29 protein-coding genes, 2 pseudogenes, 1 riboswitch and 1 other annotated feature are annotated in these 25,763 nt (G+C 54.2%); of the genes and pseudogenes, 1 reads left to right on the top strand and 30 read right to left on the bottom strand.

Going from position 1 to position 25,763, the window contains the following annotated elements; translation table 11 throughout:
• Positions 1–132 precede the first annotated feature (132 nt).
• Positions 133–840 carry a hypothetical protein gene (locus tag B5E77_RS14865; protein WP_087166143.1) on the top strand — a complete coding sequence of 236 codons (708 nt, stop codon included), beginning with the start codon at positions 133–135 and terminating at the stop codon, positions 838–840.
• Between the two features lie 187 nt (positions 841–1,027).
• On the opposite strand, the gene B5E77_RS14860 is transcribed toward B5E77_RS14865, so the two are convergent.
• The 30 genes and pseudogenes from B5E77_RS14860 to B5E77_RS14725 form a co-directional block, all read right to left on the bottom strand.
• The gene (locus B5E77_RS14860) at positions 1,028–1,810 is read right to left on the bottom strand and encodes a SpoIIIAH-like family protein (RefSeq protein ID WP_204248067.1); all 783 of its coding nucleotides are present in this window, start codon (positions 1,808–1,810) and stop codon (positions 1,028–1,030) included.
• Positions 1,807–2,436 carry a hypothetical protein gene (locus B5E77_RS14855; RefSeq protein ID WP_087166142.1) on the bottom strand — a complete coding sequence of 210 codons (630 nt, stop codon included), beginning with the start codon at positions 2,434–2,436 and terminating at the stop codon, positions 1,807–1,809. The genes B5E77_RS14860 and B5E77_RS14855 overlap by 4 nt, the downstream gene beginning before the upstream one ends.
• Positions 2,387–2,818, bottom strand: a complete 432-nt coding sequence (locus B5E77_RS14850; protein WP_087166141.1) for a stage III sporulation protein AF — start codon at positions 2,816–2,818, stop codon at positions 2,387–2,389. Before B5E77_RS14850 ends, B5E77_RS14855 begins: the two co-directional genes overlap by 50 nt.
• A 12-nt stretch (positions 2,819–2,830) precedes the next feature.
• Entirely contained in the window at positions 2,831–4,045 is a 1,215-nt protein-coding gene (locus B5E77_RS14845; RefSeq protein ID WP_087166140.1) for a stage III sporulation protein AE, read from the bottom strand.
• A gap of 10 nt (positions 4,046–4,055) precedes the next feature.
• Complete coding sequence (locus B5E77_RS14840; protein WP_087166139.1) at positions 4,056–4,466, bottom strand: SpoIIIAC/SpoIIIAD family protein; 411 nt, start codon at positions 4,464–4,466, stop codon at positions 4,056–4,058.
• Between the two features lie 57 nt (positions 4,467–4,523).
• A complete protein-coding gene (gene spoIIIAC / locus B5E77_RS14835; protein WP_087166138.1) occupies positions 4,524–4,718 on the bottom strand; it encodes a stage III sporulation protein AC in 195 nt (64 codons plus the stop codon).
• 80 nt (positions 4,719–4,798) lie between these two features.
• Positions 4,799–5,317, bottom strand: coding sequence for a stage III sporulation protein AB (locus B5E77_RS14830; protein WP_087166137.1), 519 nt, complete (start codon positions 5,315–5,317; stop codon positions 4,799–4,801).
• Positions 5,311–6,255, bottom strand: coding sequence for a stage III sporulation protein AA (gene spoIIIAA, locus B5E77_RS14825; RefSeq protein ID WP_087166136.1), 945 nt, complete (start codon positions 6,253–6,255; stop codon positions 5,311–5,313). Before spoIIIAA ends, B5E77_RS14830 begins: the two co-directional genes overlap by 7 nt.
• A gap of 113 nt (positions 6,256–6,368) precedes the next feature.
• The gene (locus tag B5E77_RS14820) at positions 6,369–6,866 is read right to left on the bottom strand and encodes a flavin reductase family protein (protein ID WP_087166147.1); all 498 of its coding nucleotides are present in this window, start codon (positions 6,864–6,866) and stop codon (positions 6,369–6,371) included.
• Between the two features lie 86 nt (positions 6,867–6,952).
• On the bottom strand, positions 6,953–7,957 hold the full coding sequence (gene trpS / locus B5E77_RS14815) for a tryptophan--tRNA ligase (RefSeq protein ID WP_087166135.1): 1,005 nt from the start codon (positions 7,955–7,957) through the stop codon (positions 6,953–6,955).
• A 13-nt stretch (positions 7,958–7,970) separates the two neighbouring features.
• Entirely contained in the window at positions 7,971–9,317 is a 1,347-nt protein-coding gene (gene mgtE, locus B5E77_RS14810; RefSeq protein ID WP_087166146.1) for a magnesium transporter, read from the bottom strand.
• A 356-nt stretch (positions 9,318–9,673) separates the two neighbouring features.
• The gene (locus tag B5E77_RS14805; protein WP_087166145.1) at positions 9,674–10,615 is read right to left on the bottom strand and encodes a bile acid:sodium symporter family protein; all 942 of its coding nucleotides are present in this window, start codon (positions 10,613–10,615) and stop codon (positions 9,674–9,676) included.
• 121 nt (positions 10,616–10,736) lie between these two features.
• Positions 10,737–10,978, bottom strand: a binding site (T-box leader).
• A gap of 52 nt (positions 10,979–11,030) precedes the next feature.
• Positions 11,031–11,738, bottom strand: coding sequence for a methionine ABC transporter permease (locus B5E77_RS14800; protein ID WP_087166134.1), 708 nt, complete (start codon positions 11,736–11,738; stop codon positions 11,031–11,033).
• Entirely contained in the window at positions 11,731–12,741 is a 1,011-nt protein-coding gene (locus B5E77_RS14795) for a methionine ABC transporter ATP-binding protein (RefSeq protein ID WP_087166133.1), read from the bottom strand. Before B5E77_RS14795 ends, B5E77_RS14800 begins: the two co-directional genes overlap by 8 nt.
• A gap of 72 nt (positions 12,742–12,813) precedes the next feature.
• A pseudogene (locus tag B5E77_RS17715) lies at positions 12,814–13,101 on the bottom strand (MetQ/NlpA family ABC transporter substrate-binding protein); the annotation flags it as partial.
• 78 nt (positions 13,102–13,179) lie between these two features.
• A pseudogene (locus B5E77_RS17710) lies at positions 13,180–13,668 on the bottom strand (MetQ/NlpA family ABC transporter substrate-binding protein); the annotation flags it as partial.
• Positions 13,669–13,783: 115 nt separating this feature from the next.
• On the bottom strand, positions 13,784–14,161 hold the full coding sequence (locus B5E77_RS14785; RefSeq protein WP_087166131.1) for a RidA family protein: 378 nt from the start codon (positions 14,159–14,161) through the stop codon (positions 13,784–13,786).
• A 90-nt stretch (positions 14,162–14,251) separates the two neighbouring features.
• Positions 14,252–15,010, bottom strand: a complete 759-nt coding sequence (locus B5E77_RS14780) for a class I SAM-dependent methyltransferase (RefSeq protein WP_087166130.1) — start codon at positions 15,008–15,010, stop codon at positions 14,252–14,254.
• Positions 15,011–15,112: 102 nt separating this feature from the next.
• Positions 15,113–15,871 carry a class I SAM-dependent methyltransferase gene (locus B5E77_RS14775; protein ID WP_087166129.1) on the bottom strand — a complete coding sequence of 253 codons (759 nt, stop codon included), beginning with the start codon at positions 15,869–15,871 and terminating at the stop codon, positions 15,113–15,115.
• A gap of 166 nt (positions 15,872–16,037) precedes the next feature.
• Entirely contained in the window at positions 16,038–17,003 is a 966-nt protein-coding gene (locus B5E77_RS14770) for an oligopeptide/dipeptide ABC transporter ATP-binding protein (protein WP_087166128.1), read from the bottom strand.
• The gene (locus B5E77_RS14765; protein ID WP_087166127.1) at positions 16,996–17,784 is read right to left on the bottom strand and encodes an ABC transporter ATP-binding protein; all 789 of its coding nucleotides are present in this window, start codon (positions 17,782–17,784) and stop codon (positions 16,996–16,998) included. The genes B5E77_RS14770 and B5E77_RS14765 overlap by 8 nt, the downstream gene beginning before the upstream one ends.
• A gap of 48 nt (positions 17,785–17,832) precedes the next feature.
• Positions 17,833–18,660, bottom strand: coding sequence for a nickel transporter permease (gene nikC / locus B5E77_RS14760; RefSeq protein ID WP_087166126.1), 828 nt, complete (start codon positions 18,658–18,660; stop codon positions 17,833–17,835).
• A 4-nt stretch (positions 18,661–18,664) separates the two neighbouring features.
• Positions 18,665–19,606 carry a nickel ABC transporter permease gene (nikB, locus tag B5E77_RS14755; protein ID WP_087166125.1) on the bottom strand — a complete coding sequence of 314 codons (942 nt, stop codon included), beginning with the start codon at positions 19,604–19,606 and terminating at the stop codon, positions 18,665–18,667.
• 135 nt (positions 19,607–19,741) lie between these two features.
• Positions 19,742–19,956, bottom strand: a riboswitch (cobalamin riboswitch).
• Positions 19,957–20,135: 179 nt separating this feature from the next.
• Positions 20,136–20,687 (bottom strand): FmdE family protein, encoded by a 552-nt coding sequence (locus tag B5E77_RS14750; RefSeq protein ID WP_087166124.1) that lies wholly within the window; start codon positions 20,685–20,687, stop codon positions 20,136–20,138.
• Between the two features lie 21 nt (positions 20,688–20,708).
• On the bottom strand, positions 20,709–21,533 hold the full coding sequence (locus B5E77_RS14745) for a class I SAM-dependent methyltransferase (RefSeq protein WP_087166123.1): 825 nt from the start codon (positions 21,531–21,533) through the stop codon (positions 20,709–20,711).
• A gap of 23 nt (positions 21,534–21,556) precedes the next feature.
• On the bottom strand, positions 21,557–22,312 hold the full coding sequence (locus tag B5E77_RS14740) for an ABC transporter ATP-binding protein (RefSeq protein WP_087166122.1): 756 nt from the start codon (positions 22,310–22,312) through the stop codon (positions 21,557–21,559).
• The gene (locus B5E77_RS14735) at positions 22,306–23,376 is read right to left on the bottom strand and encodes a FecCD family ABC transporter permease (protein WP_087166121.1); all 1,071 of its coding nucleotides are present in this window, start codon (positions 23,374–23,376) and stop codon (positions 22,306–22,308) included. Before B5E77_RS14735 ends, B5E77_RS14740 begins: the two co-directional genes overlap by 7 nt.
• Positions 23,345–24,517, bottom strand: coding sequence for an iron ABC transporter substrate-binding protein (locus tag B5E77_RS14730; protein WP_087166120.1), 1,173 nt, complete (start codon positions 24,515–24,517; stop codon positions 23,345–23,347). The genes B5E77_RS14735 and B5E77_RS14730 overlap by 32 nt, the downstream gene beginning before the upstream one ends.
• Positions 24,514–24,681, bottom strand: coding sequence for a hypothetical protein (locus tag B5E77_RS16850; protein WP_204248066.1), 168 nt, complete (start codon positions 24,679–24,681; stop codon positions 24,514–24,516). The genes B5E77_RS14730 and B5E77_RS16850 overlap by 4 nt, the downstream gene beginning before the upstream one ends.
• Positions 24,682–24,716: 35 nt before the next feature.
• Complete coding sequence (locus B5E77_RS14725; RefSeq protein ID WP_087166119.1) at positions 24,717–25,667, bottom strand: succinylglutamate desuccinylase/aspartoacylase family protein; 951 nt, start codon at positions 25,665–25,667, stop codon at positions 24,717–24,719.
• Positions 25,668–25,763 lie beyond the last annotated feature (96 nt).

Below are 25,763 nucleotides of genomic sequence, written 5' to 3'. Positions count from 1 at the left end.
CATTATACCAGAAAAGGGAGGTCAATGCTCTTTTTATTTGCAAACCTCCGAAAAATCAAGGTAAAGCGTAACTTTTACAATAAAAAAAGAAGGTAGTTTTGACACTACCCTATTTTGAAAGAGGAGGAAAGTATGAGAAAACAGTTTTTCCGCAGGCTTCCCCTGCCCGCCAGATGGCTTGCCGCCATTCTCCTTCTGTCCCTTTTTGCACTTTCGGCATTTGCCTTCTTCCGGCTGCGCTCCGCGCGCAATTCCAGCCCGCTTGGAACTGAGGGCTATTCACTTTTACAGCCTCACCGTGAGGACTTTTCTCCTGATATCGAACAGAATATCGCAGTGCAGCTGGACGATCCCTCCAAAACCATAAAAGCATACCTGATGCTTTCAGGAACCTGGTTTCTATCCGAAAAGCTGTCAGATTTCAGCCAGGCGCTCACAACGGAAGCCATATATGCCATCCCGGGAGATAAACAGGGCGGGAATCCCGGTCATGCCTATTCCCTCTATGCAGCTGATGAAAACGGCGTCCTTGAATGGAAAGCCAGCTCGTCCGGCTCACATCTGTCCGGTTCTTCCGAAGATCAGGCTGTTCCCTGCGGCTTTTATGGCCTGACCGATGAGATCATAGAAAATGTGCTTTCTGAAGCCGGAATCGAGTACGAGGATTATGTCGCTGCCTGGTCCCAAACTATAGACGCCGTCTTCGTGTGGATCCGCAAAGACGATGGGGATTTGTTTCTTACTTATCCGACACGGCCGGATTTGACAGGGCTTGAAGCCGGAGGAATCTACACCCTGCCGGAGCTTCAAAGGACTCTGTCCGAGGCATACGAGGCATAGCGCCAATGTGCCAAAGGGAAACGCGGCCTCATATGCTCCGGCGCTGTCAGGCGCACGCCAAAAACAGGCAGCACAGCTTCCTTTCGGAATTCCCGTGCTGCCTGTTTTCCTTCCCATATTCAATTGTCCCGCAGTCTTTCCTGCCGCTGCTCCTGCCGCATATACCGGCCAGAGCGCAGCCCGTAACTCATTCCTGGGCCGCCACCGGCGTAATGATAATGTTTTCCCCGGAAATCCCGGTTTTTCTCTTGACGATATCCTCAATCTGGGCGCGGCCTGCCTCGTCTACCTCCGCCATATTGACTACCACATCGGCCTGATCGTCGGTAATGCTGACCACCACATCCTCAAAGCCCTTGGCCTCCAGCAGTATCTCGGCGGCGGCCTCCCGTTCTGCGATGTCTGTCAGCTCCACCATGCTGTCGATGGCCTCCTGCTTCTGGGCATCAGAGATATTCGTGTTGTTGATGACCTCCAGAAGCGTCTCCTTGTTCTTGGAGCGCAGCTGCTCTCTTGTGAGCTTCGCCTCCGCGGCTATGCCGACGCCGGCCGTGGAGCTGTTCGCAAGCACCGCCTCTCCAGGCTCCTCATCTTCATCCACAGCAGCCGTCTCTGTACCGGAAGCGTCGGCTGTTTCGGTTTCTTCCGTACCTGCGTCAGCCGTCTCCGTGCCATCCGTCTCTGCGGCGGCCTGCGCGTCTGCAGCTGCCAGATCCTCCGCGTCCTGGTCCAGGCTCTCGATATCACCGTCTGCGAACTGAAGCTCCTCCAGCCCCGTCTGTGCGTAAATGTCCTCAGCCGAAATATCTGCCGCCGCTTCCGCGTCCTCTTCTGTCAGGGAGGCGTCCGCATCCGTCTCTACCTTTGCGGAATCCAGCTTGCTCCCGGAGTAATTTAAGTACCCGGCTACCGCGATCATGATCGCCAGGGCGGTAATGATCATCTGGTTTTTCTTGAATATGTTTTTCACTTTTCACCCTCCATCTTCATTATTTTAATTTTATGTGCCTCTACCGGAAATAATGCCTGCACAGCCTCCAGAATATCCTGCTGTACAGCCGCATTCCCTCCGCCCTCAGCGATCACGATTACCCCCTGAACCCTTGGTTCCAGCTCTTTTACTACATAGGGGGATCTGCTTCCGTCCTCTCCCTCACTGTACACGGTGGATTCCGACCAGCTCTCCTCCGTGGTCGTACGGCTTCCGCCGTCAGAATCCGTCTCCTCCACAGTCTGGCTGGCCGCCGGCTGATCCTTTTCCACTATCAGCTCGCTGCCCGCCTCCAGCGTAATCATCACTTCCACCTCCCCCACTCCCTCCACCAGGCGCAGGGCCTCCTCAAGCCTTCTCTCCTGTCTCTGCTCGTAGGTTTCCTCTGCGGTTCCGCCTGAAAGGCCTGCGCTGCCTTCCTCCGTCTGTATCCCGCTGCTTTCCGCTCCCTCTTCCGCGCTGCTGCCGTCTCCCTGCGGCGATACGGGAATCGCTATTACAACCAGCAGAATCCCGAAAAGCAGAAGAATCACCAGCTGATCCTTTTTCAGCCCTTTAACCTTCTTCGGGTTCTCCGATTTCGACTCTGATTTCAGGAATTTCAACACTCTTTTCCTCCTCCTGCTCCTCTGCCGGCTGTTCCTCCCCTGTCCCGCCAGGCTCCTGCTCCAGCTTCTCCAGCTCTTCGGCAGCCTTCTCTACCCTTTCCTCCAGACGGCTTTCGTAGCTCTCTTCTATCATCTGCTGGCGCCTCTGGAACTCCTGAAGCTCCTGGTCATAGGTCTGCCGCGCATAGGCTTCATCCAGCTGCCCGTCAAGCCCCGCCGCCGAAAGCACCGGCGAAATTACGAGTATAATCAGTACAATTCCCATGAAAAACTGCAGATATTTTTTCTGCCCCTGTTCCGGCAGCACATGGAGTACCACTTCCATCAGAATCGTATAAAATGCAATATCCTGAATCCACCCATAGATAAATTCCTTCATGATTCTCTCCTGCTACACGCTGCCGCGCACTGACACAGTTACTACCACAATCGTAATCACAAAAAGCACAGCTACTGTAAAAACTGCCCGGAACAAAAGCTTAATCCCATCACCCACGCCTGCCACGCAGCCGGTCATCCGCTTGTCGCTGACCGGCTGAATCAAGGCTGCTGCAAGCTCCAGAATCACAACCAGAAGTCCCAGCTTCAAAAGCGGAGCCATACACAAAAGGACAATCACAATCAGTGCCGCCGCTCCGATTCCGTTTTTGATCAGCACGGCTGAACCAAGCAGAACGTCTGTGACAGAGCCCGCGACGTTGCCAATCCCCGGAATCATCTGGGCCACACGGCTGAAGGCCGTGCTTTTCAGGGAATCTATCACCGGGCTGATGATTCCCTGAATCGCGTTATAGCCTATCACCACTGCAAGAACGGATTTCAGCACCCAGCCCACCGCTTTGACCACAAGCTCTGACATCTGAGACAGGTATTCCTCCTTCGACAGGTGGTTGATAAACACCAGTATCACATGCACCTGAATCAGTCCCAGCAGCCCCTCCTGAATCAGCCATTCCAGCACATAGATCAATCCCAGCAGAAACTGGTAAAAGACAACCGCTGTGGTCGTGCCGGAAGCCATAGTAACCGCCAGGCAGTAAGCCGGAATCAATGCGTCCATGAACTGCCTTAAGGATCCGATCACACTGGCAGCCAGATCTGCAGCCCCTGTAAATACCTGCAGCAGAATCAGAAAAAGCAGCATATAAGTAATTTCGAAACTCACCTCCGCAATCTGCTGGTTCTGAAATACTGTGGCAAAGCTCGAAAAAAGTGAAGCTGCGATTCCCAGGATAAGGATAGAAAGAAGGATCTGCTTTTCCGTCTCCCAGTTGTTCCCCGCCTGAGCAATAAGCGCCTCCAGAAAGCTCTCCAGCGTGAACGCCTGTTTTCCTGTAATCAGATCCAGAACCGTATTTTCAAACTGGAAATCACCGCCCAGAATCTCATCTACCGTCTGCTGTACCTCTGAAAAATCCAGCTCCTCCAAAAGAGAGGCGTCGGGCTCCTCTGCCGCCTCTTCCACGTCCTCATAACGAAAAGAAGCCTCTTCCTTTGTATTTTCCTCAGCCTGTACCTGTCCCGGAACCAGGGCAGGCAGCACGGACACTATGAGCAGAAAAAGCGCGGCCCTCCACAGTGCCTTCAAACCACAGCGTCGTCCCATGCTCCTGCCCTCAGCCGCCCAGAAAGCTGTGTATCGTATCCAGAAGCGCAGTGACAATGGGCATGCTGACGGCCAGGATCGACAGCTTGGCAAAGATTCCTATCTGGCTGGCTATCGCAGAGTACCCTGCGTCCCGGCAGATATCTGCCGCAAATTCAGAGATATAGGTAATTCCTATAATCTTCAGAAGAACCTGGATATAGGAGGACTGAATAGAAATGGAATTCTGAATCATTCTCACACTTTCCACCACTACTTCCAGCCGCTGCGCCGCCAGCAGCAGCAGAAAGACTCCTGTCGCCACACTCAGGTACACTGCATATTCCGGCTTCGTATGCTTAATCTGAAGAGCCAGAAGCACGCCTGTAATTCCTATAACCGCCGCTTCAATCACAGAACCGCCCCCTTTCCTCACTGCCATCCGCTCTGTCCGCAGCAGCTTCCTACTCCCGCCATCTGCCGCGTCTGTTCCAGCGCCCTACAGCGTAAACAGCCTTCTCATAGAATCAAACAGTTCAAAAATATAAGGCAGAATCCAGAACAGAACCAGCATCAGCCCCGCCAGGCTTGTCAGAAATGCCTGTTCCTCCCGTCCGCTGTGCTTCAACACCTGACTCAGTACGGAGACCAGGATTCCTACCGCCGCAATTTTAAATATGAGATTGACGCTCATGCTTCCTCCCTGTCCAATGCGGTCTGACCGCTGTTTTTCTGCCGCAGACTTTTTCTGCCTTCTTCTGCCCGCTGACAGCCCTATATCAGAAGAATCACAAGAAAAATACCGCCTGCTACCCCCAGGCTCTGATACAGCTTCTGTTTGGAGCACATGCTGCTTTCCGCCTCCTGAATGCTGAGCTCCAGCTGCTCCAGATAAAGATCGATGGAAGCCAGCTGCATTTCCAGATCCAGATATCCCAGCACCTCTCCCAGCGTTCCCAGCTGCTCCTTGTCCATGCGGCTTAAATGGGAACCAGCCAAAGACTCCTTTATCTTTTCCCTCCACAGCTCACCGAAGGTTCTTCCGTCAGCTGTTCCAAGCGCTTCCGCCACGTTGGAAAGGAAGTTCCCAAAAGGTTCCGGAAGCCGCACGGAAATATGCGAGAAGGCTTCCGGAAGCGGAGTCTTTGTAAATTTAATCTCTCCCCTCAGCATATAGGCAAGCTGCTTTAAGATGCGCAGTTCCTGGCAGCGCCGCTTCAGATCTGTGCTGAAGCTCACGCCAATCCCTGCCGCTGACGCCATAATCAGGCATGCTCCCACTAATTTCAGCAAAGCGGCTTTCCTCCTCCGTCCAGAATCTCCTTCACTTTCCCTGTCTGAAAGCTGTTTCCCAGAATAATGTACCGTTCAAACACCTGCTCCGCCATCAGTCTCTGAAACAGCGGCTTGGACTGTATATCCGCCAGGTCGCTTCCATGTACCGTAGCGATTAGGCGGCAGCCGCTGTACAGCACCGTCTCAATCGCGTGAATGTCCTCATACCGGCCGATCTCATCCACCGCAATGACCTCAGGAGCCATAGAGCGCACGAGCATCATCATGCCTTCCGCTTTTGGACAAGCGTCCATCACATCTGTACGGATCCCCACATCATTTCCCGGAATTCCCATATAGCAGCCGCAGATTTCCGACCGCTCATCCACTACCCCTACCGTGTGTCCCTTGTGCCTCTCATCTCCGTTGGAAATCTGCCGCACCAAATCCCGCAGGAGTGTGGTTTTGCCGCAGCGTGGAGGCGAGATAATCAGCGTGTGGCATAGACCGTGTTCTCCATAGAGATAAGGAAGCACCCGGTCCGCGCAGCCCGGCACCTCGTGAGACAGCCGGATATTGATGCAGGAGATATAACGGATGCTTTTCACCTTGTCCCCCTCCAGAACAGTCTTTCCCGCCACTCCTACCCTGTGGCCTCCCCGAAGCGTCAGGTATCCCTGCCTGAGCTCGTCCTCATATGCGTAAAGCGAATACTTCCCTATAAGCTCCATGGTCTCCCGAAGCTCCTGCGCCGTCACCTGCCAGGCTCTCCGGAAATCCCCCGTCCGCGCTCCTTCTTCCGTCAGAAACGCTTCCCGGCCGCCCTGTACGATGACAAACGGCCGCCCCACGCGGAGCCTGATTTCCTGGAGCCTGTCAAAGTCCAGGTCTGCGCGGTCCAGAATCTGCCGAATATGCAGGGAAAGGATGCGCATAATCTCCTCTTTGTCCTTCATTTTCTCACCTCTTAGGACAGTATATGTGCAGGAAGCAGAAAAAAGACTAGCCTTTTGTGCACGCGCAAAGGCTAGTCTGTACAGGCTTTCTATTTTGTTTTGATATGAAAAGATTACCGCACCAGCACCTTCTCAATCTCCGCAATATACATGGTATGGTAATCCTTCTCCGGATACCATCTCTCGTCACAGGCTTTATCGATAAAGCAGGAAGGATCATAGGGCTGCGCATACAGCTTGCGGCAGACAAGCACCGTATTCGCCTCGCCAAAATAAGGCGTACCGTCCTCATGCTCCACAGTCAGGCCGGATTTTTCCACCTTATTCTCATCACGTCCTGATACGGTTCCAAGATAATTCAGAGTCTTGCGGTACTCTCCGTCCAGTACCGAAAGGGAAAAGGTCTCGCCCGCGTCTACAAATTCTTTTGTATAGCGCTGGGGACGCAGCACGATAAAAGCCACATTCTTTCCCCACATGACACCCAGGCCGCCCCAGGAAGCCGTCATGGTATTGATCTTGCCATCCTTTTCGGCTGTGACAAGCAGCCATTCCTTTCCTATCATGGAAAATACATTTTTCTGAAGCTCTTCCGGCTTTATGATTTTCATCGCTTTCTTTCCTTTCAGATATATCCCGGGAATTTTCTGCAGCATCTATCCACAAAAACAGCCCGCAATCTTCTTACTACTGCTCCTTACCGGATTCTTTCCGGGAAGCCTACCTTCTTCTGCACCTTGCGCAGAGTCTTATTTGCAAAATACTGAGCCTTCTCGGCGTTATTCTTAATCACAGAATCAATGTAAGCCTTGTCCCTGGAAAGCTCCTCTACCCGATCCTGCAGGGGCTTCAGGACTGACACAACGGCCTCACCTACCGCGGGCTTGAACTCGGCATAGCCTTTTCCGTCAAACTCGCGCACGACTTCATCCGGAGCCTTTCCTGTGCAGGCGCAGTAAATATTAATCAGGTTCTTGATGCCCGGCTGCTCGTCACGGTAGAGAATCTGCCCCTCGGAATCGGTGACTGCACGCTTGAACTTGCGCATAATCGTATCCGGATCATCCATCAGATAGATGCTTCCGTTAGGGTTCTCATCCGACTTGGACATTTTCTTCGCCGGATCCTGCAGGCTCATAATCTTCGCGCCCACCTTGCCGATATAAGCCTCCGGCACGGTGAATACATCCCCGTAGATGCCGTTGAAGCGCTGGGCGATATCACGTGTCAGCTCCAGGTGCTGCATCTGATCGATCCCCACCGGAACCACATCCGCCTGATACAGCAGAATGTCCGCCGCCATCAGAACCGGATAGGTAAACAGTCCCGCATTGATATTATCGGCATGCTTTGCCGCCTTATCCTTGAACTGGGTCATGCGGTTCAGCTCACCCATATAAGTAAAGCAGTTCAGAATCCAGGCCAGCTCTGCATGGCCCGACACATGGGACTGATAATAAATGCAGTTCTTTTCCGGATCAAGCCCGGCTGCAATATACAGAGTCAGGAGCGCCCTCGCTCTTTTCCGAAGCGTCGCCGGATCCTGGCGGATCGTAATGGAATGCATATCCACTACGCTGTAAAAGCACTCGTACTCATCGCTTAAGGTCACCCAGTTTTTCAGGGCTCCCAGATAATTTCCCAGAGTCAGGTTTCCTGTCGCCTGCATTCCGCTGAACAGAACCTTTTTATCACCTATCATTTCCTATTCCTCCCTATATATTCAGAAGCAAGCAGGCCACTCTGAAAAAGATCAGCAGACTGCAGGCATCTACAATTGTCGTAATCAGCGGAGCCGCCATAATAGCCGGATCCAGCTTCATTTTTTCTGCCAGCATCGGCAGAAGGCAGCCGATAATCTTTGCCAGAACCACTGCCAGCAGAAGCGAAATCACTACGGAAAGGCTTAAAAGCGGCTGCCCCGGAAACTGCAGAAGCAAACGAATGAAATTCGCTGCCGCAAGCACCAGGCCGCAGAGAATGCCTACCCGGAACTCCTTCCACACGACCCGCAGCGCGTCCTTCAGCTCGATATCGCCTACCGCCATACCGCGGATCACCATGGTACTGCTCTGGTTGCCGCAGTTTCCGCTGGTATCCATGACCATCGGAATAAAGCTCAGAAGCAGAGGCAGCACCTGAATCGCCTCTTCATAATCCATCAGAATGCTTCCCGTAAGAATCGAGGCAAACATCAGGATCAAAAGCCAGGGAAGACGGTTCTTCGTCAGCTCCAGCACCCCCGTCTTCAGATAGGGCTTCTCGGACGGAAACATGGCCGCCATCTTTTCGAAGTCCTCTGTGGCCTCCTGCTCCATGACCTCCACCGCGTCGTCTACCGTAACGATGCCCACCAGCCGATCCTCGTGATCCACTACCGGAAGACAGAGCAAATCGTATTTATTGAAGGTCTCTACCACGTCCTCCCGGTCTTCCGTGGTGACGGCGTAGATGACATTTTCATCCATAATGTCCTTGATAATCGTATTGTAAGGACTCATCAGCAGATCCTTTACCGTGACGACTCCCTGCAGGCGGCGCTTGCTGTCCGTCACAAAGCAGGTGTAAATCGTCTCCTTATCCACGCCATTTTCCCGGATATAGGCAAAGGCCTGCTCCACGGTCATATTCCGCTTCAGGCCGATATACTCAGCCGTCATAATGCTTCCCGCGCTGTTCTCCGGATACTGCAGAAACTGGTTAATCAGATTCCGTGTCTCCGGCGTCGCGTTCTGAAGCACACGCTTGACAACGATGGCGGGCAGCTCCTCCAGCATGTCTACCGCATCGTCTACATACAGATCCTCTATAATCTTTCCCAGCTCATAGTCTGTAATGCTGTTGATGATATGCTCCTGGTCTTCCACCTCCAGGAACGAAAATACGTCTGCCGCCAGCTCCTTTGGCAGCATCCTGTATACCAGAACCTTCTTTTCCGGCTCCAGCTCTTCCACAAACTCCGCGATATCCACCTCGTTCATCTCAGACATCGTCTCGCGGAGCTTCCGGAACTGACGGCTCTCCAGAAGAGAGTTCAGCTCCTCCCGATCAAAATTTCCCATTGCCATGCCAATCTCCTCCTCACGTCGGGAACAGGCATGACAACTCTATCCTCTGAAGCCTTCTCTATAGTAAACCGGAAGCCTTCTCAGAAGAGTCCATGCCCGTACCTATTCTGTTCTGTCTTAAGCTACAACTTCGACCTCGCCCGTCCACGGACTCTTCACATCCTTTTTTCGCATAGATTGGACATCGTATCCTGACCTTCTCCAGGGCTCCGGATATTCTGCCCGCAATCCTTATATTAACACCAAACGGCGGTTACCGTCAACCGGTAACCGCCGCCGCATATGTAAAACTTTTTCGCAGACTTTTTCCGCTGCCGGCTTTGCTCTCAGCAGCCTTCCTCTTTCCAAGTCTATTTTTTGTCTGCCGTCCTCGCAAAGAAATTCGCCAGAATCGCTCCGGACACGTTATGCCACACGCTGAATACCGCTCCCGGAATCGTAGCCAGCGGATACTGGGCGAAATGCACGGTGGCAAGAGAGGTGGCAAGACCGGAATTCTGCATGCCTACCTCGATGGAAATGGCACGGCACTTGGTCTCATCCAGCTTCAGCACCTTTCCGATCACATACCCCAGCAGATAGCCCAGCACATTATGCAGGATTACCACTACAATGATCAGCACGCCGGATGTCATCAGATTTGCGGAGTTTGCAGATACGACTGCCGCTACGATCGCTACGATTGCCAGCGTGGAAATCAGAGGCAGAATCTCAACAACCGCTTCCGTAAATTTTTTGAAGAAATGATTGATCAGGAAGCCCAGCACAATCGGAAGGATAACCACCTGAACGATAGAAAGGAACATGCTCCATACGTTCACGTCTACGGTCTGGCCTGCGTACAGATACGTCAGAGCCGGCGTAAGAACCGGAGCCAGAATCGTGGAGCATGCCGTCATGCCTACGGAGAGGGCCACATCACCCTTAGAGAGATATGTCATGACGTTGGAGGAGGTGCCTCCGGGGCAGGTTCCCACCAGGATGACTCCAATAGCCAGCTCCGGACTCAGGTTAAAGACCTTTGTCAGGACAAAAGCCAGAAGCGGCATAACCGTAAACTGTGCAATGCAGCCGATGATGACGTCCTTCGGGCGGCTGAACACAACCTTGAAGTCATTAGGCTTCAGTGTCAGTCCCATGCCGAACATAACGATGCCGAGCAGCGGGTTTACATAGCTGGTCTTGAGAAAGCTGACCGATGACGGCACAAAAAGCGCCAGAGCTGCCACCAGGATGACGATGATTGCCATGTAGCGGCTGACAAATGCTGTGATTTTTTTCAGTACTTTCATTCCCTTTTCTCCTTCGCTTTGAATTTTTGCAGGAGCGTCCGTATTCTCCGGTCGCAAAGAAGCTCTCTTATCCGGAAATCTGATGGCGCCGGCGTGATCAAAAAAAGCCTTTGTCCCTGCTATAAGAGACAAAGGCTGAACCTCTGCGGTACCACTCTAATTGCCATATACAAATGGCCTCTCTACTCTCATCTGACAATGAGAAACAGGATAACGGCTATTAACCGTCCGGACCTACGCAGATATTCCTCTCAACCCGGAAGCTCCGAGGTGATTTTCACTGAAGCTCCATTGCCGCCCTTTCACCATCGGCAGCTCGCTGCAAACTTCCCTCCAGCTACTCTTCCTCATCAATGCAAAATTTTTATATTTTCTTTATACTAACTCCTGTTCCGATATTTGTCAATATAAAATTCTACTTCCCTTTCAGGCGCTTATCGGACTTTACAGACAGACGGGTTCCCACGCTCTGGAAAATCTGCACCAGAATGATCAGCAGAATCACCGCAAGCAGCATGACAAGATACATGTAGCGGTAATATCCATAATTAATCGCAATCTTTCCAAGACCACCTCCGCCTATGATACCGCTCATGGCTGAGTAGCCGAGAATGGTCGTAATCGCGATCGTAAAGTTGGAAAGCAGGGACGGTACACTCTCCGGAATCATCACCTTCATGATAATCTGGAAGGGCGAAGCTCCCATACTCTGCGCCATCTCGATGATATTGGGATTCACCTCGCGCAGGCTGCTCTCCACAAGGCGGGCCACAAAGGGAAAGGCCGCAATCACAAGGGGAACAATGGAGGCGACGGTTCCTACCGCAGTTCCCACAATCAGTCTCGACAGCGGGAATACCATGATCATCAGAATCAGGAACGGTACGGAGCGCAGCAGATTGATCACCACATTCAGCACGTGCATCACCGGCTTCGGAAGGGGCAGTACGCCGTCCTTCTCTCCGGCCACCAGAAGCACGCCCAGCGGCAGGCCGATCACGATAGCAAAGGCTGTAGCGATAAGTGTCACATAGATGGTCTCCCAGATCGCCAGCGGAAATTCATTTTGTACAATCCGGAGTGTCTCTTCTATCGTCTCCGGAGAAAGAAGCTTATCAAACATTGTCCGTTACCTCCTCTACCAGAACATCCGGAATGCTTCTCAGATATTCCATCGCGCGGCGCACCATATCGTCATCCCCGGTAATGCCCAGCAGCATATTGCCGTAGGCCTTGTCTCCGATGCTTCTTGTGGAAGCTCCCAGAATACTCGCCGGAATATGCTCCTCCATGGCCATCTTCGCGATCAGAGGCGTGCGGGAAGCCACAGCTCCACTGAACACCACGCGGATGCGGCGCTCTCCCTTCGAATCGAGCAGAATCTCATCTGCTCCCTCAGGAAATACCAGGCGCTTTGCGGCCTTTGACTTCGGGCTGGAGAAAATCTCGCTTACCAGCCCCTCCTCTGCCACCCGTCCTTCGTCCAGAATCGCCACATGGCTGCAGATTTCCTCCACCACGCTCATCTGATGGGTGATGATGATGACAGAGATGCCAAGCCTGTGGTTGATATCCCGAATCAGCTCCAGGATAGAATGGGTCGTCTTCGGGTCAAGGGCGCTGGTAGCCTCATCGCAGAGCAGAACCTTCGGCTCTGTGGCAAGCGCTCTCGCAATCGCGATTCTCTGCTGCTGGCCGCCGGAAAGCTGGGCCGGATAAGCGTTCGCCTTATCGGGCAGTCCCACCATCTCCAGGAGCTCCATGGCCCTTTTTTTCGCGTCCGTCTTATTTACGCCCGCAAGCTCCAAGGGGAAACAGATATTCTTCAGACAGGTACGCTGCATCAGCAGGTTAAAGCCCTGGAAAATCATCGTGATCTCCCGGCGGGCCTTGCGAAGCTCTGCCTTGGACAGGGCTCCGATGTCCTGTCCGTCTATCAGGACCTGTCCCTCCGTGGGACGCTCCAGCATGTTGATACAGCGGACCAGCGTACTCTTTCCCGCTCCGCTCATGCCGATGATTCCATAGATGTCTCCGTCATGAATCGTAAGGCTTACATCCTTAAGCGCTTCCACCGTTCCGTCCGCCGTCTGAAATTCCTTGGACAAATTTTTGATTTCTATCATAACTACCTCCGGACAAAACAGGCGCCGGGAGACTCGTCTCGGCGCCCGTCCGCTTTTTGCTTTTGTCTGTTACTCTGTAATCGCATCCAGAGAGGTCTGCTTTCCACCATAGATGCCCATGGGCTCCACATGGATGGTAGCGACAGATACCACATGGGTTCCGTTCTCTGCGTTGAAATCATCCAGATAGGGCTGATGCTGGAAATAGTTCGCATCTACCTCTCCGGTGTCTACCACGTTGTTGGGCTGTACATAGTCTGTGAACTCCATGATATCCAGTGTAATGTCTCTCTCCGCAAGAATCTCCTTTGCCACCTGAAGAATCTCCGCATGGGGAGCCGGGGAAGCCGCCACGGTGATGGTCGTTCCTGCCAGCGCGTCGTAATCTACGGAGTCGTCATAGCCGTTCGTCGGGTTATCCACTGTGCTTACCACGTCTCCGCCGTATTCCTCGGTGATGAAATCTGCCACCTGCTGGCTCTCCAGAGCCGCTTTCAGAGCTTTGATGTTGTCGTTGTTCTCGGTTCCTTCCTTCACCGCAAGCACGTTGCCGTAAGCAGAGAAGGATCCCTCAATCGCCAGAGCGTCCTCCATGGGATTTAAGCCTGCGTCAATCGCATAGTTGGAATTGATCACCGCGTAATCCATATCCTGAAGCACATTGGGAAGCTGGGCAGCCTCCACCTCGTTGAAAGAAAGGTCATAGGGATTCTCTGTAATATCAGAAACCGTCGCTGTGATTCCTGCGCCCTCATCCAGGGTAATATAGCCGAGCTCCTGCAGAAGCAGCAGCGCGCGGGCCTCATTGGTCGTATCATTCGGGACTGCAATCGTAATTCCCTTGCTTCCGCCGCCGCAGGCCGCAAGAGACGCTGTCACGGTAAGGCAGGCTGCCAGAGCCGCCAGTTTCTTTAAAAGCTTCTTCATAACACATGTTCCTCCGTTATCTTTTTATTTCCGCAGACAGCAGACGGGAAAGACGCGGCCTGTGCCGCTCCTGATCCTGCGCCTGCGCCTTCATTGAGCGCTCCCCCGCCTCTTTCTAGGCTTCGGCGATGCACTCGACCTCTACCAGGCCGCCCTTGGGAAGATTGGACACCTCCACACAGGATCTGGCCGGGAAGCTTCCTGTAAAATAGGATTCATAAATTTTATTTACCGCTGCAAAATCATTGATATCTGCCAGGAAAATCGTAGTCTTTACAATCCTGTCATACCCGGAGCCTGCCGCCTCCAGCACTGCGCCCATATTCTTCATGGCCTGATGTGCCTGGGCTTCCACGCCTTCCGCAAGCACGCCCGTCTCCGGAATCAGTCCCAGCTGTCCGGAACAATATACCATTCCGCCTGTCTTTGCCGCCTGAATATACGGACCTACCGCCGCAGGAGCCTTGTCCGTATGGATCACTTCCTTCGCCATTTTTCCATCTCCTCTCTGGACCGCAACAGCCCGCCCAAAACGGGCAGGCTGTCATGCTGTCACATTTGCTATTTATCATACCGAATTTTGTCACTGTTTGCAAGTCTTTTTCTCTGCCTTCGGCTCCTGCTTCACGGCCCGTATCCGAAAAAGCGGCGTCGGATTGTAAAAAGGGCTCTCCTTCCGGTACACTCGCTCCGATACTCCCGTATCCGCTTCCACCCGGCGGCAGCCCAGATTCCGGAGGGCCTCCGCGTCCCAGCCCGGACGGCGTTTTCTGCTGATGTCAAGGGTGTCCTTGATGGAGTCGCACTCTTCCAGCTGGCTGCAGCTCATCTGCCGGTGGGCATGATTTTCCGGAAGGCCGTCTTCCTTCGCAAACCGCTCCATGCCGTAATCCGCGTCGAAATTCAGAAGAACGCCGCCGGGCTTTAAGACCCGCAGCCATTCCCGGTACGCCTGATCCGGATGAGGCAGCGTCCAGGTCAGATTCCGGGATACCACCGCGTCGAACTCTCCGTCCGCAAACTCCAGATTTTCCGCATCCATGACCCGGAACTCCACTTCTGTCTGATTCTCTTCTGCAAGCTTCCCCGCCTCGTCAATCATCGCGGGCGTCAGATCGATTCCCGTCACTCTGTGTCCTTTTTTTGCAAGCAGGACCGCGAAAAAACCACTCCCTGTTCCCACGTCCAGAATCCGCAGGCCCGTTTCTTTGGGAAGCTGGGCCTCAATCTCAGAGAGCCACAGCCCGGCCAGCTCGCTTTCCAGCTCCTTCTCCCGGAGCTTCGCGAAATCCGCGCTGCGTTTCGTCCAGTAGGAGGAGACTCTTTCCTTGATTGCTTCCATATAGATTTCCTACCCTCTTCCTCTGACAGAGTATATCCCCTGCCGGCGGAAAAGGAACCTTTCCTGATTTTTTGTGACATTTCCCTGTCCCGCGGCAGCGTTCTATTTGACTGCCTTCACCAGGAACATGGGCGTAGAGGCATAATTGACCTTCTCCACCTCGCTCCAGACCCGTTTCCACACGGACTCATCTGTATAGACGCTGCGGAAACCGGCATTTTTCAGCACCCGCACGTCCCAGGCCGGACGGGATACCGGACTTAAAGGGACCTCCCGCGCGATCCGCTCCATCTCGTCTATGTCCGTGCCGATATAATGATCCTCAAGCTTAAGGTTCTCCACATTCCTTCTGTCTTCCTCATAGCCGTGGCGCTTTTCCTCATCAAACAGGTGCGCATACCAGTTGGCGTCAAAATTCAGGAGAAGTCCGCCTTTTTTCAGCACTCTCTTCCACTCCTGATATGCCCTGTCCGGATCTTCCAGGTTCCAGGTCAGATTCCGTGACACCACCACATCGAACTGCTCGTCCGCGAACTCCAGCCTCTGGGCGTCCATCTGCATCCAGCGGATCTGCTCCGCATACCGGCCCGCATTCTCCTTTGCCTTACGAAGCATCTCTTCCGTATAATCCACAGCCGTCACCCGGTAACCGGCCCGCGCCAGAATAATCGCGAAAAAGCCGGGGCCTGTGCCGATGTCCAGCACGTGGATCCCGGATGGCTCCTTCTTTGGAAATTCTTCCTCCAGGACGCGCAGCCAACGGTTTTTCTGTTCTCCTGCCAGCTCCTCCTGATTCACCTTTGAGTAGCCTTCCGCTCTGTTTGTCCAGTATGTCTGTATGCGTCCCAGTATTCTGCCCATCTGTTTGTCACTCCATCTGTTTTAAAGCCTTCTGCCCGGGCGCGTTTCCGCAGTCCGCAGACAGAAAACAATTTCTCATTTTGAAATTCCAGAAAGGAGTATAGCATACCCCCAGAGAGGCCGCAAGCCACCCTGGGGGATACGATTTGGCAAAAATATTTCCCGATTACTTCAGGTCATATAAATGGCAGGCCGCCTGATGCCCCTGGGCTATGGTCTTCAGAACCGGCTTTTCCTTTCTGCAGATATCCATGCACTTAGGACAGCGGCTCTGGAACGGACAGCCGGGCGGTACGTCAAGGGGGCTGGGCGCCTCGCTCTCGATACTTTCAATAGGCTTTCCAAAATCCATATGCAGATCGAAGACAGCTTCCGCCATGGCCTTCGTATAAGGATGCACGCAGCCGTCTGCCACCTTGTCTCCGGGCAGAAGCTCCATAATGTGTCCAAGATACATGACCGCCACCTGATGGGACAGGGACTGCACCAGCGCCATATCATGGCAGATAAAGCCATACGAAATGTTTTTTTCCTTCTGAAGCTTTACCAGAAGCTCTATGATCGTCTTCTGGACCGACACATCCAGGGCGGACGTGGCTTCATCATATACGATAAGCTCCGGCTCCAGCACAAGGGCCCGGGCAATCCCGACCCGCTGTCTCTGACCGCCGCTCATGCTGTGGGGATAGCGCAGGGCAAAATCCCCGGGCAGCTCCACCATTTCCAGATACCTTCTGGCTACCGCTTCCTTTTCGCTCTTCCGGATGCGCTTAAAATTCAGAAGCGGTTCGCAGATAATATCCATCACCCTCATCCGCGGACTGAATGCCTCCGCCGGGTCCTGGAACACCATCTGAATCTTCTGCCTGTGCTGCCGGAGCTCTTCTCCCTTTAATTTCGTAATATCCCTGCCATGAAAGAGAAACTCTCCTTCGTCCGGCTGTTCCAGAGAAACCACCATCCGCATAAACGTACTCTTGCCGCAGCCGCTCTCGCCTACGATCCCCAGCGTCTGTCCTCTGTAAAAATTCAGGCTCACATCCTGGCAGGCGGTAAGCGTCCGCCCGTTCGGAGCCGGATATCTTCTGGTGATATGCTTCGCTTCCAGAATCAGCTCATGGTTTTCAGACAAAGCGCTCACCTCCCATCGAAGGAACGCTGTCCAGCAGGCTTCTTGTATAGGTGCCGGAGGGACTGCGAAGGATCTGCTCCCTGGTTCCCGCGTCCACAATGTTTCCTTCCTTCATTACCACGATCCGGTCAGCCATATAGGCCGCCACGCCAATGTTGTGCGTCACCACGATGATTCCCGTATTGCAGCTGTCACGCAGCTCCAGCATCTGACGGACAATCTGGGCCTGCGTGGTGACATCCAGAGCGCTGGTAGGCTCATCCGCCAGCAGAAGCTTCGGCTGAAAGGTCATAGCCATGGCGATTCCCACCCTCTGGCGCATGCCGCCGGAAAGCTGGAACGGATAGCTTCGCATGATGTGGTCTCCCTCCGGAAGGCGCATCCGCTCCAGCATCTCCACGCCTCTGGCCCAGGCTTCCTTCTTTGTCATCTTCTGATGGGTGCGGATGTATTCCACATACTGAGAGCCGATCCGGCGCACAGGGTTGAGCATTGCCCCGGAATCCTGAAAAATCATGGAAATCCCGGTTCCTCTTAAATCCCGCCACTCCTCCGCTCCAAGGCCGGGCAGAGACCTTCCCTCAAACAGAATATCTCCCCGGCTGATGTATCCGCTGCCCGGAAGCGAGCCCAGCACGGCCCGGATCAGGGTCGTCTTCCCGCTGCCGCTCTCGCCCACGATGCTGACGATCTCTCCTGGCTTCATCTGAAGGCTGAAATCCCGGACCGCAGGAAGCGGATTTTTCCCATATACAACTGAAATCGCTTTTATATCCAGCATCTGATTTCCTCTCCGCCTTTCTCTTCGTCTATCCGCCCTTCCGTCATCCTATTCATCCCTGGGGTCCAGCACATCCCGCAGGCTGTCTCCTAAAAGATTAAACACCACCACGGTAATAAAAATGGCAAGCCCCGGGAAAATCATAAGCCAGGGCGCCGCCGTCAGATAGGCCCTGCCTTCGTTGAGCATCAGTCCCCATTCCGCCGTGGGCGCCTTTGCTCCAAAGCCCAGAAACGAAAGGGCCGCGATCTCCATAATCATGCTTCCGATATCCGTCGCCCCCGTGATCAGAATCGTAGGGAGAACGTTCGGCAGCAGATGCTTCCAGAGAATATGGGAGGTCGTCGAGCCCGTCACCCGGGCAGCCGCGATATAATCCCGTTCCCGGATCTTCAGCACCAGGCTGCGGGCCAGACGGGCATATTTGGTCCAGCTCACAACCGCTATCGCAATCACCGCATTGGTCATGCTCGCCCCCAGAATTCCCGCCACAGCCAGCGCCAGCACCATGCCCGGGAAAGAAATCATCATATCCGAAATCCGCATAATCACCGCGTCCAGAATCCCGCCGAACCATCCGGCCAGAATTCCCAGAAGAGTTCCCGCAGTCATAATAATGCATACAAGAGCCAGGGAAGCCGTCAGAGAAGTTCTGGCTCCGTAAATCACACGGGAATAAAGATCCCGTCCCATCCGGTCCGTGCCAAACCAGTGTTCTGTACTTGGCGGCTGCACCGCGTCGGCCAGCACTGCCTCATAGGGATCGTGTGTCGCCAGAAGGGGCGCAAAGACCGCCACGGCGATCACGCCAAGCGTCAGAAGAAAAAACACGGTAAAAGCCGGGTTTTTCTTTACAAATGCTTTCAGCCTGTCCACGGTCTCACCTGCCTCCTTTCTTGATTCTGGGATCCAGAAGGCTGTAGGAGATATCCACCAGCAGATTCAGAACCATGTAAATCAGGGCAATCCACAGCACATAGCCCTGGATCAGAGAATAGTCCATGGAAGTAATCGCGTCTACCGCCAGGCTTCCAAGCCCCGGATAGGAAAAGATTACTTCCACCACAGCCGTTCCTCCAAGCAGAGAGCCCAATGAGAGACCCAGCATTGTAATCAACGGAAGCATGGCGTTTGGCAGCACGTGCCTCCAGAGAATCACACGCTCTTTGATTCCCCGGCAGCGGGCGCCCGTCACATAGTCCTGATTCAGCTCCTCCAGAAACGCCGTCCGCACCTGCCGGGTATATTTTCCCATCATGGCAAAGGCCAGCGTGACTGCAGGCAGAATCAGCCGGTCAAAGCCCTGGCCTGACGACACCACGGGAAGCACGCCCAGCACTACTCCAAACACATACAGGAGGAGCAGGCCCACCCAGAAATTAGGCAGGGATACCCCGAGAAAGGTAAGCCCCCGCACAATATAATCGATGACGCCTCCCTTATGGACTGCTGAGAGAATCCCCAGAGGGACGGATACCAGCAGCATCAGAACCAGGGAAGCAAACGCCAGCTTCAGCGTAGGTCCAAGCCTTGCAAGCAGGAGCTCCGCCACCGGCCTGTTCAGAGAATAGGACGTGCCGAAATCCCCGTGAAGGCAGTCTGTGAGCCAGCTCAAATACTGCACCAGAAAAGGCTCATTGAGGCCCAGCGCCTCCCGGGTCTGATCCAGTATTTCCTCGCTCGGAATCGTGCCGCTGGCCGCGTACATGGCCCGCACCGGATCTCCGGGCGCCATATAGGTCAGTCCGAAGGTCAGAAAGCTGATTCCGAACAGCACAATCACGATCTGAAGTATTCTTTTTAACAGACCGCTCTTTCTCATCTGTCCTTTCCCCTTTCAATTTTAAGGTAACACTTACGGGAACCGCAGGAAGAAAAGGCTCCTGCTGCAGAATGTCACAGAATAACCTGATATTGCCGCACAAAAAAAGCTGCTTCTCATCCTCCGTAAGAATCACACCTGAAGCGCCTGCAAGCAGTTCTCCTGACTTAAGCTCACCGCTTCAAAGCGCCTTCCCAGGCCTTCCTTCCGCTCCCAGGCATCTCTGCCGGCAGACAGGCGTCTCCCAGTGGCATTCTGCTTCGAAGCTCCCTCATACAGTGACGGGATCGTACCGGATTCTCACCGATTTCTCTTTAAATCCTTGCGGAACTTGCAGCGGCTGGTTCGAAAACCAGCAAATATCTGAATTTTCTCTTGCTATTCATAATAAAGACTGCGTCTGAAAATGTCAAGGAATCTTTTGGATCCCTGGGCGTTATCCGCTGCCATTCCGTGACGTATATCATGGAAAAGACGCCCCGAAACCTGTTCAGATTTCGGGACGTCTTCTATATTTATACCTCAAAATCTATACATCAAACCGGTTATATGCCTGATAGCAGTCCAGGCAGAGCTTTTCATCCCCACAGAGACGGATCAGATGCTCCGCTGTGCTCTCCCCGCAGCGGCTGCAGCGGATCGAGCGGAAGATCCGGGCCGGCTCCGGGAGACGCAGCTTCGTTTCTTTGACCTCAAACATCTCCTCCGGCTCGCAGCCCTGATAATAGCGGAAGGATTCCTCCTTTGTCATCCCTTCGGGTCTTGGCTTTAATACCAGGCGCACAGATTTTCCGCTCTTTCTGTGATAAAAGGAAAAGGCCTGCTTCCCTGTCATGTGAAACAAAAGATTGCCCTTTCCGATGCTGCAGCCCAGGATTACCTGGATGGCGTCCACGCTGCAGGCGTCGTTTTCGCAGATGCAGACCAGCTCCTCATCCGTGGAAAAGCAGCCCTTTCCCGCTTTTTCCGCATCCAGCTCCAGAAGCTTTATGGCGTAAAGAGCCGCCTTGTATCCGATGGTAAGACCTCCGCATTCATGACCGTGAAAGGCCGCGCATTTTTCCCACAATTCCTTTTCCATTTTCCTGATACCTCTCCTTTCCTATCTGTCTTTTACATTCCAGTATATGGTTACGATCGTCGTCAGCGTCCGGTCCTCGATCTGTCCGTCCCTGCTGATTCCCTCCAGATAGCGGCAGATGGCTTCCTCCTCTGCCCCGGTCAGCTCCTTCTGGAGCTTCGCCCGGTCCACGCACCATTTTTTCATACTTTCCAGAGAGCGTTCGCTTTTCCATTCTTCCCTCCGGTAAGACAACTCCGGCTCATAACCCTTCAGCCACAAATAGGTAAAGGTATTCGCTATGGCATCGTCAAGCTGCTCCTTCTGGCTGAAAATTCCTGCCTGCGCAAAGGCCGCGTCCTGCACTGCGTCGCTGCGTCTCGCAGGCTTTACGAGAATACAGTGCTCCCTTGCGCAGGCGTTCATCTTATCCAGCGTCTCATAATCCGCCACAGCGGGCGTCATATGGGCAAATACCAGATCGAAACGCCCCCGGAAGCCCAGTGCGTCCAGATCTGCCGCCTGCCAGTCCTGCTGAAAAAACTTTACATTCGCAATCTGTTCCCGCTCTGCCAGACGTCCGGCCGCCTCTGCCATCTTTCCGGAGACATCCGTTCCCACCGCCTCCCGGACTTCGCCCGCCAGGGCCAGTGAGAGCTGCCCCGCTCCACAGCCGATGTCAAGTACAGACATGGTTTTATCGAGGGGCACTTTCTCATACAGATAACGGAGAAACGGATGGGTCTCCTTCCCGGGAAGGGGCTTTGCCGCAAAATCCTCCGCCCGCTCATCCCAGATTTTTTCCTGAAGCCGTCCGCTCTCCGGCTTTTCATTTTTCCACGTTCTTTCCAGTTCCTGAAGCGTCATACTCTTTCCTCCCTCCGGCCGGCTTATTCGTCCACAATCACGACCTTCTGATTCCCCGCGGACACCACTTCGCCGTGCACCCCGTAGACCTCCCAGATGGCTTCCCGGTCCAGAATCCCGGCGTCCCCGTACCGGTATACCTCCCCCTGCTGCATCAGCAGGAAGCGGTCGCAGAAGCGTAAGGCCAGGTTCAGATCGTGAATCACCACGATGGCCGAGATCCCCGTCTCATGACAGATGTCCTTTACGATCTGCAGCACCTGATACTGATTCTTCAGATCCAGGCTGCTGGTAGGCTCGTCGAGAAGAAGAAGCTTCGGCTCCTGAGCCAGAGCCCTGGCCAGCATGACCTTCTGGCGCTCTCCGCCGCTTAACCGGTTCAGGAAGCGGCCGCGGAACTCTGAAACCTTCAGTCTGTCCATCGCTTCGTGGACAATCTCGTGATCCCGCTCCGTAAAGGCCCAGCTCATATAGGGCCTCCTTCCCAGCATCACCATATCGTGTACCGTCATCTGGGTGTCCGGCACATTCTGGGCCACAAAGGCTATCCGCCTGGCCACCTCTTTTGCGGACATTTTCAGCAGGTTCTCTCCATTTAGCAGCACTTCTCCCGCGTCCGGCGTGATAATATGGTTGAAGCATTTGAGCATCGTGCTTTTTCCCGCTCCGTTATTTCCCAGAATCGCCAGGAATTCTCCGTCCCCCAGCGAGAAATTGATTTTCTTTAAGACCTTCGGCCCGCCCTGATAATGAAACTGCAGGTTCTCTACGCTCAGCATTTCCGCTTCCCTCCTTGGAACAGAAGATACAGGAACAGCGGCGCGCCCAGGAAGGAGGTAATCGCCCCAATCGGCAGAATCACCGGGCTTATCACTGTCCTCGCAAGCAGATCCCCGAGAAGCAGCAAGGAAGCTCCTGCCAGAAGGGAGCCGGGAATCAGGTAGACATGGTTGTTGCCGACCACCATGCGGACCATATGCGGGGCCACCAGACCAATGAAATTGATAAGGCCGATATAGGATACGATGGTGGATGCCGTAAAGCAGCAGAGCAGCATATTGATGATAATCAGGCTGCGCACGCGGATTCCAAGACTCACCGCCGTCTCCGTGCCGCTCTGTAACGCATTGTAGTCCCAGCGGTGAAACAGAAAATAGAGGAATGCCGCCAGCACGATCACCGACATAAAACGAATCTCGCCCCAGTCCGTGCTTCCCAGATCGCCAAAGGTCCAGAACACCAGCGTGGCCAGCTCCACCTCGTCGGCAAAATACTGCAGAAGCGTCGTGGCTCCCGTGAACATGGAGCTGATGGCCACGCCTGCCAGCACGATGGATTCCGCCGACACCTGCTTAAATTTCGACAGGGCGAAGATAACCGCCGCCACCGCCATGCTGCCGATGAAGGCGCACAGGGAAACCCCGATTCCGCTTCCGGAGGTTCCCGCTCCCAGAACAATGATCGCAAAGGCCGCGCCGAAGCCGGCACCCTGGGATACACCCAGGGTGCTGGAGGAGGCCAGCGGATTGTTCAGGATCGCCTGCAGGATACAGCCTGTAACTCCAAGCCCTGCCCCTGCGGCGACTGCCGTACAAATCCGCGGAAGCCGCACATTGCGCACGACAATGTTGATTTTCTCATCAGAAGCCTTCCCGAAAATTCCTCTGATCAGTTCCGCCACAGGCGTCTCATAGGAGCCCGCCCAGAGGGAAAGCACCATGGAAAGCAGCAGGATGACGACAAGCATCACCAGAAATATCCGGCTCTTTCTCTGGTTTTTCAGATACAGGGAATCCACATTCTGAGTCTTCTTATTCTCCAATGGTAATCTGTCTGAATTCATAGCCATTCGCCTTCAGGTCCTCGTAAAAATTCTCTCCCAGCAGCATTTCAAAGATTTCCGCCGCCTTCTCCTCCGGATCGACGTCCGCAAACTGCTCCGGATAAAGAACCGAAGCAGCGTAATAGGTGTCCGCCAGCGCCGTGTCCAGATTCGAAGCGCTGGAACGGAAGGAGATCTGGGAATATACCCTGCCCTCCTGCACGGCGGTAAGCTGCTCATAATACTCCGGGTTCGACGCATAATCCTCGTTCACCAGATCAAGCCCGTTAAAATCTACAAAAATCACATCCGGGTCCCAGGCAAGCACCTGCTCCGGATCAATGTCAAAGGGGCCTGTCTGTCCCGTCTCATCCGCCAGGTTTTTTGCGTTTATCGCCGCGAAGGGGCCATATCCGGCCTCCGTGCCCTCAAAGCCATGGGCTCCCTTATAGCTGACTCCTGCCACATAGGCTGTCAGCTTGTCCTCTTCCGCCACATCCGCCGTTCTCGTCTCCAGATCCTCTTTTATGCTGTCCATGTAATCGATCAGCTCCTGGGCGCGGTCTTCCCTTCCGTACAGCTCTCCCATGACCCGGAAGGTCTCGTAGGCTCCCTCGTCCATCATACTGTCGCTTCCCGGAACCACTACCACCGGAATCCCGGTCTTCTCCTGCAGACTGTCTGCGTCGCTGTCATCATAGGCAGACATGACGATCACGTCCGGATCCGCAGAGATAATCTCCTCCGGGTAGTGCTCCCCGTTATTACCCACCACCGGCAGATCCTGGAACAGCTCGAAATTCACATAATTGTAGCCTCTGGAAATGGACTGTTCCTTCTCATAATCCTCCACTCCGATCACCAGATCCTGAGCCTGCATATAGCAGGTATAGCGCAGGGCTCCCACATTCAGGCAGACAATGCTCTCTACCTTCTCGGGGATCTCCACCTCCCGTCCCTCGCTGTCCGTGATGAGCCGGGTTCCCGCCGCGTCTGTATCTGCCTCCGCCGTTTCCGTCTCCGCTGTCTCCGCCGCGTCTGTCTCCGCGCTCTGCGTATCCTCCGCAGCCGTATCTCCATTCTGCGCAGACTGTCCGCAGCCTGCGGCTCCCGCCAGTATTCCCAAAGCCAGCAGACATGCCAGCGCCTTTCTCTTCTTCATCCTGAAATTCCTCCCTTTCCCAAAAGGTTTCCTACAAACAGCAGATCCAGCGTGTTATAAAGCTGCTGGATCAGGCTCGCTCCCAAAAGCGGCAGGGCGAATAAAAGAAGCTGCTTCCCGACAGGCCCTTTCGTCAGATCCCCTTTCCTGGCCGCTGTCTCCATGCTGCCTCTCTCCCTTCTTTTCCGTCAGAATACATTCAGCCCTCCTCCGGCCAGAGGCCATAGGCCGCCATGGGACCGCCCTTCAGAAGCGTCAGGCTGACCGTCTGATACAGAAGAACACCGTCCCCTTTTGCCGTACATACATGGACAGTCCTTCCGAAATAATCGCGGATCTCCCCCAGCGTATCGCCCTTTCTGACGCGCTCTCCCGGACGGAAAGCCGGATACCAGCAGCCGCTCTCCGGAGCGTTCTCATAGACAACCTCCCGGAACACAGTCTGCTCCCGCACAGGCTCCGCCTCTCCCTCCAGAATGCCAAAATAAGAAAGAACCCGCCTGACGTCATTCTTATCTTCCTCCACCTCTTCCCGGCTCCAGAGTCCCCGGCCTCCCCTCTCAATCAGGATGCTGGGAATCCCGGCGGCGCTGGCATAGTTGTAGGCTCCCCCGGTAGTACAGGAGGATTCTACCAGATACTCCGCGTTCACGCGGCGCGCCATCTGAAACGACGTCTCCCGGACCTTTTTATCCACAGGCCCCACATAATACGCGTACGGGTGCAGATCCTCGTAGCCGTCCCCCGCGTGCAGATCGATATAGCAATCTGCCCTGGAAAAAAGCTCCGATACCACGGCGGCCGCCGTGCGATCCGCCGCCGTGCCAAGGACTGCGCCGGGAAATACCCGGTTCAGATTTTTCCCGTCCTCATACACCGTGCTCATAGTCCGCCGCTCGAAGCCGCTGACATTCACCAGGGGAACGATAATCACCGTCCCCTTCACCTGCTCCGGCACGAGTTCTTCCGCCAGCTCTATGGCCGCCTGGATTCCCGGATATTCCGCATTATGCACTCCTGCCGTCACAAGAGCCGTCTTTCCTTCGCCTCCCCGTATCACGGTAAAGGGCGGAGAGGCCCCGTTTCCCTCCACCGGGAGAAAGCCCGTTCTTTTTTCTCCTGCCTGTATCTCTGTCTTTCCGATTCTCATACTCTCACCTCAAGTCTCCCCCGGACCGAATCGATGTCGCTGGCCTCCGTCAGCTGAATGATTTCAGATTATGCGCAACTGCTGTGAAGGTACTGA

The organism is Lachnoclostridium sp. An131 (genome assembly GCF_002160825.1).
In the GTDB taxonomy this organism is placed as follows: Bacteria; Bacillota; Clostridia; order Lachnospirales; family Lachnospiraceae; genus Laedolimicola.
Note: the sequence above shows the minus strand (reverse complement) of the source record. Positions and strands in the feature narration are given on the sequence as shown.